The sequence below is a fragment of the Flavobacterium sp. genome (assembly GCF_027490375.1).
GTDB lineage: Bacteria > Bacteroidota > Bacteroidia > Flavobacteriales > Flavobacteriaceae > Flavobacterium.
Genome location: NZ_JAIXYH010000060.1, coordinates 37,395 through 51,081 on the forward strand (window position 1 = coordinate 37,395; position 13,687 = coordinate 51,081).

At 41.3% G+C, this 13,687-nt stretch carries 9 protein-coding genes; 3 read left to right on the forward strand and 6 right to left on the reverse strand.

Translation table 11 applies throughout. The annotated features are described in order from the left end of the window. Window positions 1-6: 6 nt before the first annotated feature. Entirely contained in the window at window positions 7-963 is a 957-nt protein-coding gene (locus tag Q0064_RS07975; RefSeq protein WP_298146852.1) for an aldo/keto reductase, read from the forward strand. Between the two features lie 261 nt (window positions 964-1,224). Here Q0064_RS07975 and Q0064_RS07980 read toward each other — a convergent pair whose 3' ends face one another. From Q0064_RS07980 to Q0064_RS08005, 6 genes are read right to left on the reverse strand one after another with little or no spacing between them, the layout of a single operon-like run. Beyond that, entirely contained in the window at window positions 1,225-2,505 is a 1,281-nt protein-coding gene (locus Q0064_RS07980) for a cellulase family glycosylhydrolase (protein ID WP_298146855.1), read from the reverse strand. A gap of 4 nt (window positions 2,506-2,509) precedes the next feature. Further along, on the reverse strand, window positions 2,510-3,736 hold the full coding sequence (locus tag Q0064_RS07985) for a glycosyl hydrolase (protein WP_298146858.1): 1,227 nt from the start codon (window positions 3,734-3,736) through the stop codon (window positions 2,510-2,512). After that, entirely contained in the window at window positions 3,733-4,932 is a 1,200-nt protein-coding gene (locus Q0064_RS07990; protein ID WP_298146861.1) for an AGE family epimerase/isomerase, read from the reverse strand. The genes Q0064_RS07985 and Q0064_RS07990 overlap by 4 nt, the downstream gene beginning before the upstream one ends. 14 nt (window positions 4,933-4,946) lie before the next feature. Continuing rightward, complete coding sequence (locus Q0064_RS07995; protein WP_298146864.1) at window positions 4,947-6,134, reverse strand: glycosidase; 1,188 nt, start codon at window positions 6,132-6,134, stop codon at window positions 4,947-4,949. A gap of 11 nt (window positions 6,135-6,145) precedes the next feature. Continuing rightward, a complete protein-coding gene (locus tag Q0064_RS08000) occupies window positions 6,146-8,068 on the reverse strand; it encodes a sodium:solute symporter family protein (protein ID WP_298146867.1) in 1,923 nt (640 codons plus the stop codon). A 10-nt stretch (window positions 8,069-8,078) separates the two neighbouring features. Beyond that, complete coding sequence (locus Q0064_RS08005) at window positions 8,079-9,239, reverse strand: glycosyl hydrolase (RefSeq protein WP_298146870.1); 1,161 nt, start codon at window positions 9,237-9,239, stop codon at window positions 8,079-8,081. A gap of 176 nt (window positions 9,240-9,415) precedes the next feature. Here Q0064_RS08005 and Q0064_RS08010 point away from each other — a divergent pair, with 176 nt between their 5' ends. After that, entirely contained in the window at window positions 9,416-10,285 is an 870-nt protein-coding gene (locus Q0064_RS08010; protein WP_094486887.1) for an AraC family transcriptional regulator, read from the forward strand. Between the two features lie 225 nt (window positions 10,286-10,510). Beyond that, a complete protein-coding gene (locus Q0064_RS08015) occupies window positions 10,511-13,681 on the forward strand; it encodes a TonB-dependent receptor (RefSeq protein ID WP_298146875.1) in 3,171 nt (1,056 codons plus the stop codon). The last annotated feature ends 6 nt before the right edge of the window (window positions 13,682-13,687 follow it).

Sequence of the window (13,687 nt, forward strand, 5' to 3'; positions counted from 1 at the left end):
TTAGCGATGCGATACAACAGAACAGGACGAAGCGGATTATTGTTGCCGCAAATTTCGCTGGGTTTGTGGCACAATTTCGGTTCGGTTGATGATTTTGCTACGGCAGAAGGAATTGTGAAAACGGCTTTCGACAAAGGCATTACCCATTTTGATTTAGCGAATAATTACGGGCCGATTCCCGGTTCGGCCGAGACGAATTTTGGCAAGATACTTCAACGAAATTTCTCTGGAAATCGGCGCGACGAGCTGGTGATTTCTACAAAAGCCGGGTACAAGATGTGGGAGGGACCTTACGGCGATTGGGGTTCGCGTAAATATTTGATAGCAAGTTTAAACCAGAGTTTACAGCGAATGGGATTGGATTATGTGGATATTTTTTATTCGCACCGGTTTGATCCGAATACGCCTTTGGAAGAAACAATGCAGGCGCTCGATTTTGCGGTTCGCAGCGGGAAAGCACTGTATGCGGGTATTTCGAATTACGATCCGGAGCAAACGCGTCGTGCGGTTTCTATTTTAAACGATTTGGGAACGCCTTGTTTGATTCATCAGGTTAAGTATTCGCTATTTGTTCGAGAAGCTGAAAAGGGCTTGCTCGATGTTTTGGATGAGGCAGGCGTTGGCTGTATTGCGTTTTCGCCGCTGGCGCAAGGTTTACTTACGGAAAAATATTTGAACGGAATTCCGGAACATTCGCGTGCGGCCAAAGAAAGTGGTCATTTACAACCTGAAGAAATAACGATGGATAAGCTCGCAAAGATTAGGGCCTTGGGTGCTGTGGCGAAAGGGCGCAGTCAGTCGTTGGCGCAATTGGCAATTGCGTGGTTGTTGAAAGATACGCGGGTAACTTCGGTTTTGGTTGGTGCGAGTTCGGAGGCACAGTTGTTAGCTAATTTACAGGCTTTAGATAATACCTTGTTTGCCGCCGATGAATTAGCGGAAATAGAACACATTTTAAGATAAAATACACGTTTTCGGTTACGATTTTTCGGTAACGGCTTTCGCGGCCGCGATTACAGTGGAAATAAAGCCGTAGTTGTGGCGTGTGCGGGCGTTTTTGGCGCAGCGACCAACGGAAGCTGGGCTGAAAACCTGCCCAAACCGCTGCAACTAGGCTTTATTGCAACGAAAAGCGCGAAATGCCGCCATAAAAAAAGCGACGATTCGGGGAAATCATCGCTTTTAAACACATTAGTTGGGTAGTATGGATAGGTTTTAAGTAGGTTACTGATTGAGCTTTTCGATGTAGTTTTTTAAGAGATTAAGTGTAGTTGTTTCTTCGGCGAAAACTGAATTTAATCCTTGCGGTTCTTGCGGCGGATCGGTGGTGTAATCGTTGCCGATATTCCACTTTCCGTTATCCGGATCGTTTTTTCCATAACCCCCGTAGCCCCAAAAGTTTAAGGCAACGAACGGCTCATTTTTTTCGATTGCCGTGAGCATGCGTTGCAGTACCGCTTCGTAAAATGCTTCGCGGTATTTGGTACTGCTGTTTCGGTCGAGGCTTTCCCTACTTCTTGGAAATCCGAATTCTTCTAAGACCAGTGGTTTGTTTAATCTTTGCGCTACCTTGATGTGTTCATCGATGTAATTCATCGTTTTTTCGATTGCGATAGGCGTTGTTTTTTCTTCATCGCTACTCGAGTACCAGCCCCAGTTTTTGGGCCAAATATGCATGGTTAAGTAATCGATTTTTGGATTGTTGTGCGTGCGTTTGAATGTTTCTAGATCGTCGTTACTTCCTGCTTTTCCTTCTGAGCCCGTGGTTATCAGGTGGTTTGGATCGATTTTATCAATCAATGAAACGACATCATTAATCCAAGACGTGAAAGCTTTTTCGTTTTCTTTGGTGAAAACACGCGGCTCATTGGCTACTTCCCAGGCGAAAATACTCGGGTCGTTAACATATTTTTGCTTTGTGATGCTGTTTGTTCGATTTACAATAAACGTTACATACTTGGCAAATGCGGTTTTGCAAGGTTCGCACGTATGGAATTTGGAAGTGTATTCCATAAACTGCGGCCAGGTGTTTGGCGGAATGTTCGGATTTGGAATTTCTCCTTTGCCGTTCCATTCTAAATACTGCGCCAGTCCACCGCTCCATTCCCAATTATTAGTGAGGTACAAAACGGCAGTCATGTTGCGTTTACCGAGTTCCGACATCAAGAAATCGAGTCCTTTTAAGTATTTTTCGTCGTACTCTCCTTGTTTGGCTTGTAAGGCTTCGCGAACGGTAAAGTCGTCGGTTCCACCTTCGGCACCTACTAAAACGCGGAGGTTTTCGATGCCGAGCGATTTAAGTTGGTCGAGCTCGTTTATTAAGCGTTTTTGATTGGCAGTTCCAATTCCCAAAAGCGCTCCGTACCAGTAGTTTGTGCCCACATAGTGGTATGGTTTTCCGTTGCGAATAAACTTTCCGTCTTCGATTTTGATGAAGCTATGCTGCGCAAAACTGTTGATGCACAGAAATAGTGTGGCTAGAATTGCGAAAGGAAACTTTTTCATGAGCTTAATTTTGTGGTAAGGTATATAAATCGGGTAAATCGTTTTGCAGCAAACATTTCGCTTTGTTTGAGAATACTAAGAAATCGGCTGCATTCGGATTTGCTGGCGTTGGTACGTAGTAACTGTTTTGATAGTTATACCAAAACATGATGAACGCAATTTCTGGGTTGTTTTTACTGATTGTCGTGTAGGCGTAATTCGAAAACCAGCCGTCGATGGGTGCGTTGCTGTTGTTCACCAAATACCCTGTTTCGGTAAATGCAGCAATTTTTACTTTATTAACAGCTAAATCGGAGATCATTTTTAGCTTAGCGTTTGCTCGGTCGGCACCCGCAGTTCCTTGTCCGTTTCCTAAATCTCCGTAGTTGTCTATTCCCAAAACATCTACGTATTCGTCGCCGGGATAACGACTTAAGTACGATGCGCTATTACTGTATGTATTGTCGGGAGCGAAAGAGTAGAGTACATTATGTACATTTTTAACGTCTCGCAAGTAGGTAACTGTAAATTGGAACACAGCTTTGTATTCTTCGGCGGTGCAGTAATTTTGACCCCACCAAAACCAATTTCCGTCGAATTCGTGAAACGGTCTGAAGATTACTGGAATTTTAGTTCCGTCGGGCGCTGTTAGGCTGTTGAGCACTTGCGCTACTTTATCGAGTTTTGTTTTGTACCAGTCGTGAAAGGCTCCGTTTGGAAGTAAGCCACGAAATGCTGTTGCTTTTTGTTGATCGGTCATGTCACTGGCGTAGAAGCTTTCTTCGTTATAAGGTTCGCGTAAATGCCAGCAAAAAATGTTTATCATGCCTTTGTTGAACGCTTCTTTGGTGTCGGCAATAATCTTATTTTCTTGTTGTACAAACCAATTGTTTGATGGATTGTTTTTGTCGGTAATGAACATGAAATCAGAACCTAACAATCCGGGGTCGCTACCAGTTGTTTTTTTGATATCCGACATGTTTCGATTGTCTTGGTAAAAGAAATTGAAAGCATCTTGATGACCAATGATCGTTTTTGTTTTAGACAGTTTTTTTAGGTTGTAGAATAGTGCCACGGTTTCTACGGTAGCGTTTGGGTCGGCCATGTAGGTTCTAGCGTTAGCCACGGTAAGGGCATCGCTGGGCGTTGGGTCTGGTTCAGGCACTTCATTTTGCGTATCCGAACCATCGCCGCCGCTAGAACAAGCGATGCATAGTAAACTTCCCCACAGTACGTAAATCAACTTTTTCATTTGTTTTCTTTATTTAGTTTTAGCAATTCAATGCAAGCTCGTCCGTTGTGATAAGGACATTTCCAGATACCTACTTTATCTTGATTCATTTTCGACTTGTCTTCTAAAATTCCCCAAAGCCATTCGCCGTTTTCATGATCGAGAATGTATTTTTCAGTGAAAGCCAGGTTTTCGATTACGGCATTTAAGTACTTTTCGCCGTTCGTAAGTTTGTAGGCGCAGTGCATGCCCAACCAAAATTCGGCTTGAGGCCACCAGTGCTTTTCGCGAATCAGCTTGTTTTCGTTTAGATCAAATTCATACCAGAGTCCACCGTCCGAATCGACACCTTTAAAACAGGCTTGAGCTAAGTTAACGGCAATTTCGCGGTATCGGTTGATGTAATTTTCGTCTTTAACTTGTTCGGTACACCACAGCAGCAACCAAGCAGCTTCAATATCGTGACCAAATGAAATAACGCTTTTGGTTTCTGTCCACGTTTCGGAAAAGAACAAATTTAAATGCCAATGCTTTTTGTTGATGAAATGTTCTTCGATAACATCGAGCAAATTTTGAATGCGTTCTTTTAAATAGGCTGATGGTGCAACTTTATACAAATTTGCATAGGCTTCAACGATATGCAAATGCGTATTCATAGTCTTTTTTTCGTTGACGTCTTTATCGCTTAATCGAAAATCGGATAGCGGTTTCCAGTTTTCTGTAAAAGCTTCAAAATAACCGTTGTATTCGCTATCGAAGCTGTATTTTTCGATTTTCGTCAACAGGTCGTTTGCCATAGCTAAAGCTTGTGCGTTTTTACTTACAGCGTAGTACGAAGCGCAGCCGTAAATGGTAAAAGCAAGTGCATAAATTTGATTTTTACGTTCGCTCGGAACTCCAGTTGCGGTAACGCTCCAATAAATGCCATTTTTATGGTAGAAATTGGTTTCAATGTAGCGATAAGCCCATTCGGCAACGTACAAATATTTGGTGTTTCCCGTTAGCTGATATGCTTCGGAAAAGGTGTATAAAATCCGCGCATGCAATACGGAACCTTTGTCTGCTTGCCAATTTTTATTGTCTTGCGCATCAATTTGTCCGATAAAACCGCCGTTTTTTTCATCGATGGTTTCTCGCATCCAATACGCGAGTATATCATCGAGCATTTTTTGCAAACGATTTATATCTATTGTGTTTTGATGCGTGGGTGTATTCATGAAAACTGTTGCTATTATTTGAAGTTCTTGTTGCGTTCGATTAAGTCGAGTATCGTTCGCACAGATCCGCCCGAGGTATAAGTATCTACAGGTGAGTTTTTGCAATAGTCTACTAGTTTTTCTACTGTTGAGGTAGCTACATGCAAACGCGTATCAGACGATGCATAGTAAATGTAAACGTCGCCGTTTTCCTCAGCAATCCAACCGTTGGAGAACAAAACGTTAGAAACATCGCCGATGCGTTCGTCGTTTTGAGGTGCCATAAAATGTCCGGCTGGTTTATAAATCACCCGACCGATATCGTTCAAATCAGTCATAAACAAGTAAAGTGTATATCGCAAACCAGCAGCGGTATTTCGAACGCCGTGGGCTAAATGTAGCCAGCCTTCGCTGGTTTTAATAGGCGCAGGTCCTAAACCGTTTTTAAGTTCGTAAACGGTATGATAGCTTTTTCCGAAGATGATTTGTTCGTTTTCAACAACCGGATTTTTCATATCGGTAATGAAACCCAATCCGATGCCACCGCCGCTTCCCACGTCGATAAAGCCATCTTGCGGACGCGTATAAATGGCGTATTTTCCGTCGACGAATTCCGGGTGAATGACAACATTTCGCTGCTGACCGCTGTTTGAGATGAGGTCGGGAAGTCGTTCGAAGTGGATTAAATCTTTGGTTCGTACGATTCCGGCGTTAGCCACAGCTGAACTCGTGTCGTTTGCAGGAGCATTTGGATCTTTGCGCTCGGTGCAAAAGATTCCGTAAATCCAACCGTCTTCATGTGCCACCAAGCGCATATCGTATACATTGGTGTCGGGGTTTCCTGGGATTTCTGGAATAACGCAGGGTTTGTCCCAAAAACGGAAGTTATCCACACCATTTTCACTTTCTGCCATAGCAAAAAACGATTTCCGATCATTTCCTTCTACGCGCACGCAAACCAAAAACTTGCCGTTCCATTTCATTGCACCGGCATTGAATGTTGCGTTGAAACCGATACGTTCCATTCCGTGCGGATTTGTTTCGGCATTCAAATCATAGCGCCAATGAATAGGCACATGATTTTCGGTTACAACCGGATTTTTATATCGCGAGTAGATGCCATTTCCGTGTAATAATTTTTGGTTCTTTGTAGCTAAGAACAGTTCATGCTGTTTCATAAGTTCAGCATAATTCGGAATTCGTGTGATTTGTTCAGTAATCATTCCTTGTAATATTAAAAGTCAGATAATCGGTTCCACCAAGTTTTTCGCATAATGACAGCGATTGTTAAGAATCCAGCTAAAATGATGCTCACTGCCGACCAGTTAGATAAAATAACGTACATAGGAAGTAACGTTAGTAAAATCTGTCCGGTAATGCCAAGCAAAACATTTAAGGCATTCCACTTGATGTTTTTATTAGGTTCAATAGATTCGGTTTTAGAAATTTCATCGCGAATAGGTTTCCAAAATCCCCACGGACGTACGTCTTTGTAGAATTTTATGAGTACGTCGCGCTCGGTTGGAGGAGCCGCATACGTTCCGGCGATACACCCAATGAGCTGAATCACGATAAAGATGGGGAAGAAATACAGCATTCGCGTTCCGTCAAAGTAGTCGGTGATGTTTAAAACCGAGAGGGCAGGAGGAATAGCGCTGGCAATAATACCTACCAGCATGCCCCAGAAGTAGCCGCTGGCATTAAAGCGCCACCAATACCATTTTAGTACGTTTGCGCAGACAAAACCTCCGTAAAGTCCGGCCGTTATGATGTTGAAAATCATGTTTACGTCCTTAATCAGTAGGCCTAATCCGACACCAAGAATTACCATGAGCGTTCCGGCTAAATAACTGGCGTTGATTGTTTTTGAGCGAGTTGCGCTTGGATTAATGTATTTTAGGTATAAATCGTTAACGATATAGGCTTGTCCCGCATTGAGTGTTCCGGAGAAATTACTCATAAACGCTCCCAAGAATCCAGCCAATACCAATCCTACTAGGCCCGTTGGTAAGTGTGTATTGATCACAGCTGGCATGATGCTTTCGAAGTTGATGTCGCTACCCGTTTTCGACAGCGGAAGTTCGTTGAAGTATAAAATACCGAGTGTGCACAATCCCATGACCATGAAATAACGTATGGGCAGTAGAATGATGGAGATGAATCCACTCATTTTACTAGCTTCCTCGGGCGATTTGGTGCTAAGAATTTTCTGGCAATCGTAATTTGGTGCTGGTCCCGCCATGCTTTTCAATACGCCGGAAAAGAACATCATTCCTACGATAGCTGAAAAGAACTTATAGCCGTCGGATTCGAGTTTCGAAGCTGCGGCAGCAAGTTTGTCTTCCCAATTCAAACCTAATTCACTACCAAAGAAGGGCGAATCCCAGCCCAAAGGCATACGATCGGTTAACACTACTTGCGATTCGGCTAAATGTTGCATCGCAATAACGCCAACGAATAACGAACACACGATCATTATCATGTATTTGATGAAATCGGCCAATACAATCCCGTGCATACCGCCGATAATGCTGTAAAAAGTAGCGACTAAACATATGCTCACTCCGTAAAATTGTGCCGTAAAATCTTTTGCATGGTCTAATTCGGCAGCGAAGTTCGGGTTGGTTTCTGGATTGGTGTCGATTGAAAAGTCGAGAAAGGGCACGACTTCTTTAATGGTTTCGTAGGGTATAAAAATTTCAAGGAATTCGCCAACGCCAACAAAAGCGTACGCCATATAGCCAATGCAAAGCATGAGTGCAAAAATTACTACGATGGCATGACTTCCGCGAACGCCTTTGTCTGAAAATCCGAATCGGGTTCCAAGCCATTCAGCACCGGTAGTTGCGTTACTTCTTCGAAGCCATTTGCTGAGAAAAACCATCAGAAATACCTGATTGAAAACGGGCCACATCCAAGGAATCCAAACGCTTTTAAATCCGTACAGAAAGGCCATGCTTACGAGTAACATTGTGCCTGAAATATCAAACATATCGCTTGCGTCGCTAAGACCAAGCATGTACCAAGGCAATTTTTTTCCGCCAAGTAAGTAGCTGTCTTTACTTTTCTTTGCTTGGTTTTTCATGATGATGCCAATGACAACCATCATTAAGAAGTAAACGACAATTATAGAAATATCAAAAGTGGTTAGGTTCATAGCGGCCGATTTATTGCTTTAAAAGTTCAGAATAAATCTTGAGCTTGCTTAGATCTTTCTGGAAAAATGTATTGGTATGGTCGTAGTATTTTTGAAAATCTGGATTTGAAGGATGACCAGCATATGGTGCATAGTAGTGCATCTTTTTTTCTTGTTCTTGCCAGCCGTGGTTTCGCCAAACTAAAACAAAAGATACGGGAAATCCGTTCGTTATTTTTTGAAGAGATTGTGTCCAGAACGTCGGTTTTGGAATTTGTTCATAACCAATCTCAGCAATTGCGATAACTTTATTGTGTTTGTCAGCAAATTGTGTCATGATTTCCAGTTGTTTACGGCAGTCGTTCACCCATTCTGTTAAGGTTTTGCCGCCTTGGTTGGCGTATTTGTCGTAGCTCACTAAATCTACGTAGTTATCTCCTGGATAATATTCCTCAAATGCTTCGATTGATTGAAAGTCGGCCGTATTATAAACAAACAGTAAATGGTTTAGTTTCTTTTCTTTCACAAGGTAATCGAAGGTGAATTTCCAGATTGCTTTGAAATCTGCGGGACTTGCTACATTTTGGCACCACCAAAACCAAGTACCGGTAAGTTCGTGAAAAGGGCGGTATAAGATTGGAACCATTTTTCCGTCGCTTCCTTTTAGATCGGCTAAGAAATTAGCGGCGTTGTCGAGCCATTTTTTATATAGCTCGTGTTTGTTGCCGCCGGGTAAAATGCTGCTGAGTGAATTAGGTTTTACATCCCAAGAGTCGCCGGCAGTCAACGGATTATCCATGTGCCAGCTAAATGTTGATATTCCGCCCCGGTCGTAAATTTCGGTGATCCATTTTTTTGTTTTGGAGAAAGGAACTCCGTCGATGTCGTTTACCTCGTTGTGTTCCATACCGCCCAAATCCCAGCCATAAACAGCAGGATAATCGCCTACAACATCTTTAATATCTGATCGCCCTTCTTCGTAACGCCAAGTTACTCCGTAGGCCAGCGCGTCTTGGTGGCCAAACATGACACCTTTCTTTGCAAGAATTTTTAAGTTCTGAAGCAGCAAACGGGTTTCGGTAGTAGCATTTTTGTTTGCAGGCGTAATTATTTGTTTTTGTGCCTGACAACTACTCACTAGAAGCAGAAGCGCCAAACTAATTCCTACATTATATAAGGAGTATCTTTTCATTTATTTTTCAATTTTTTCGGATATCTGAAATTTATGTGGTAAAACTTTGTGTTTTACTTAAAATATGGGTGTCAAAATTTAAGATTTTCAAATTTAGTTTTTGATGTTCAGGCAAAATGATATTATTTTATCATTTTTATATCATATAATTGCAGTCATTCTGACACTAATTAGTTATGCAAACGTTTCACAGAGAGATTACACCCTTGTCTAAAGACGACAGTTTTCTTGTTTTCGATCGAGTTAAAGACACCTTCGATTTTCCCATTCACTTTCATCCGGAGTTTGAAATTAACTTTATTTTCAATGGAAAAGGGGTCAAGCGGGTTGTTGGTGATCACATCGATGAAATCGACGAAATTGAATTGGTTCTGGTTGGTCCTAATTTGCCGCACGGCTGGGAACTGTATCATTGCAAGAATAAGAATATTCATGAAATTACCATTCAGTTTCATGGCGATTTATTTGATGAAGCTCTTTTATCCAGAAGGATTATGCTGCCTATAAAAGAGATGTTTAATCGGGCAAATCACGGCATTCTTTTTTCGAAGAAAACGGCAATCGATTTAAAAGAGCGCATCCTAAATCTCTCTAAATTAGATGGAATGGATTATTTTTTAGAGACGATTTCGCTTTTGCACGACATGGCAAATTCAAGGAATCAGAAGTTGTTGTCGACATACACAGTTGAGACCGATCGTTTTGACGATTCCGATAAAATGAAGTTGGTTTACGATTACGTGCAGCGCAAATTTTCAGATAAGATTACACTCGATGAGGTTTCCGACTTCGTTTCGATGAGCAAAGTTTCGTTTAATCGATTCATAAAAAAGCGCACTGGAAAAACTTTTGTGAACTACGTAAACGACATTCGAGTTGGCTATGCTGCGCGCTGGTTAATCGAACGCGATTGGAGTATTTCAGAGATCGCATTTAAGTGCGGATTCAACAATATCGCGAACTTCAATCGTATTTTTAAAAGTTTGAAGAAGACTACTCCAAGTCAGTACCGCGACGAGTTTTACGGGATGAAGCGCTTCTTGTAGCTGCATTTTTCGGTGGTATTATTTTGTCAAATACTATCAAATTTTTTACGAAATCGATAGAGAAAATAATAGTACTAAATGATAAAATAATATTAACATCTGAGGTTGATGTCTAGATAATTTTATAATCGTCAATTTTAACTCTGCTTATTTACAGAAAGTAGAATTTAAAACTTGAAAAAATGCTAATTAATCAAACCATTAACTAAATCTAGACAAAAAATCATGAATGAATCACGACATGCTTTTCGTCAGGGTTACAAACAACTTAAGTTGTATGTGATTTTGATGTTTTTCGGATGTATTGCTACAGCGTTTTCGCAATCGCAGATTTCGGGAACTGTTACAGACAACAAAGGCCTCGGCATGCCTGCGGTATCTGTTGCTGTTAAAGGTACTACCAACGGTGTAATGACCGACCTTGACGGTAATTTTAAAATCAATGCCAACTCATCAGATGTTTTAGTTTTTTCTTTCATCGGTTTTAAGACAAAAGAAATTACGGTGGGCAACAACAAGGAGCTAAAGGTTCAATTGGAGGAGGCTACTGAGAACTTGGAAGAAGTAGTGCTAATCGGGTACGGCTCTGTGAAAAGAAACGATGTCAATTCTTCAATTTCTTCCATAAAGGGAAAGGATATCGCAAATCTTCGCCAAACTTCAGTAGATCAAATGCTACAAGGAAAGCTTGCGGGAGTTTCAGTTACTAATGGTAGCGGTCAGCCTGGTGCCGCAGCGAACGTTCGTGTTCGTGGGGTTACTTCCATTTCAGGAACTAATGAGCCACTCTATATTATAGATGGAGTTCAAATTTCTGGAGATGCAACAGGTAGAGCTTCCAGTGGGCGACCAATCGCTGGAAATGATTTTGGCTCAAGCGGCGGTTCTGGAGCGGTAGCTGCTAGCCCATTGTCGCTTATCAATCCTAGTGATATCGAGTCAGTTGATGTTTTAAAAGATGCATCGGCGACGGCAATCTACGGGTCTAGAGGCGCAAACGGTGTCATCATTATAACAACTAAATCCGGAAAAAAGGGAACTGGAAAGATGTCTTACGAAGGTTCTTCTTGGGTGACTACAGTTGCAAATAAATTAGATGTTTTGAATCTCAGACAATATGCTCAGCACCAAAATGCATTGGCACAAGCATTTCAGGTTCCGACTCGTGCAGAGTTTGCTTTTCCAGAACTGTTAGGCAATGGTACTAACTGGCAAGATGAAGTGTATCAAACTGCACAAGTTACCAGTCACAACCTGTCGTTCTCCGGTGGTAAAGATGGTACATCGTACTATTTGTCAGGTGGTTACTTAAATCAGGAAGGTATTATTCTAGGATCAGGGTATAAGCGATACACAGCACGTGTTAATGTAGACTCTAAAGTTAAAGATTGGCTAAAAGTTGGTGCCAATGTGAATGCAGGTATTTCAAATGAGCGCATTACGGTGAACCAAAGTTACGTTGGTTTGATATCAAACACCTTACTTCAGGCTCCAGATATTCCTGTTAGAACTCTTTCAGGAGATTTCGCCGCGCCGCCAGCAGGTCAAAACGTGGCCTATTTTAATCCAGTTGCCGAAGCTCTTATAAAAGACAATAAACTAATTCGTAAAAATTTCTTGGGTAGCGCTTTCGCAGAAGCTACCATTTTTAAAGGATTGCGATACAGATTAGAAGGTAATGCCAATACCGAATTCTCTGAAAATACAGAATTTACTCCTTCATACGATCGTGGTTCGCAAGTTAATTTAACGGCTGATTTAGTCGAGCGCAGACAGAATTGGTATTCAACGAATATCACAAACACGCTAACGTACGACTTTTCAATTCGCGATCACAGATTTACTGTTTTAGCAGGTCACGAAGCAAACGATTCGCACTGGGAAGGTATTCTGGCTAATGCAGAAGGTTTTCAAACAAACGATATTTATGGTTTGAATTTATCGGATCCGGATCTACGTCAAGTAACCAGTTACAAAGGCAGCCAATCGCTTTTCTCATATTTTGGACGGATCATGTACGACTTTAAAGACCGCTACAGTATTTCTGTATCGATCAGACAAGATCAAAGTTCCAAGTTCGACCCAACAACTGATAATCAAAAAGGATATTTCCCTGCCTTCGCGTTTGGTTGGAAAGTTTCGAATGAGAAGTTCATGGAATCACTTAGACCTTATGTAGATAATGTTAAATTCCGTTTAGGTTATGGAGAAACGGGTAATCAGCAAATACCTAACAACGCCTATTCTGCGCAGTTGGCACCCCAGTCAGATAGCTTCTTACCTTCAAATTTCCCAAATCCAAATTTGGTTTGGGAATCAATGAAGCAAACAAATGTTGGTTTAGACTTTACCACTTTAAAAAGCAAACTCTCTGTTGGAATGGACTATTATAGAAAGGTATCCGATGGCTTCTTATTCCGAGTTCCTTTGCCAGATTATTTAACAGGAGGTTCTTCATTTTATGGAGGTATTGATGCTCCATTCTCAAATTTAGGTGAAGTGCAAAACGTAGGTTTTGATCTTACAGTAAATTTTGATTTAAAATCGACTTCCAACTTCAATTGGACATCCAACTTAGTCCTATCAACCTACAGAAACCGTGTAAATGCGATTACTGATGGTTTGCCGTTAACACAAGGCGTAAATACGAATGGTTTCTTACCAGTAGATGTAACAAACACCGTTGTAGGAAACCCGATCGGAATGTTCTGGGGTTATAAAACGGATGGTTTATTTACATCGGAAGATCAATTTGTTGGTGCTCCGCCACAATTCGGACAAACGTTTGGAAGCGCTCCAGGACAAACGTATCTAGGTGATGTTAAATATGTAGATGTTAACGGTGATGGCGAAATAAACGACCTCGACAAGACTTTTATAGGTAATCCGCATCCAGATTTTACGTTCGGATTTACCAATAACTTCACTTATAAAAGTTTCGATTTATCGGTTTTTTGTCAAGGTTCTGTCGGAAACGATATCATGAATTTAACGTACAGAAATGGTATTGCTAACAACCAATTGTATCAGAACGTGTTAACCGATGCATTGAATTTTTATTCAGCAGATAATACTAATACAAACGTTCCGCGACCGATAAACTCACTAGCTAATCCAAACCAAGAAATATCGGATCGCTTCATCGAAGACGGGTCATATTTGAGAATTCAAAACGTTACCTTAGGCTATAATCTGCCTACTAGTATTCTTTCTAAAGTAAAACTGACCAGACTTAGAGTGTTTGCTTCTGCACAAAACCTCTATACGTTCACAAAATACAGTGGCTACGATCCAGAAATAGGTTCGTTTAATCAAAACGTTTTGCTTAGCAATATCGACAACGGGCGTTATCCTTCGCCAAGAACTTATTCACTTGGTGTTAATCTTGAATTTTAATTTATT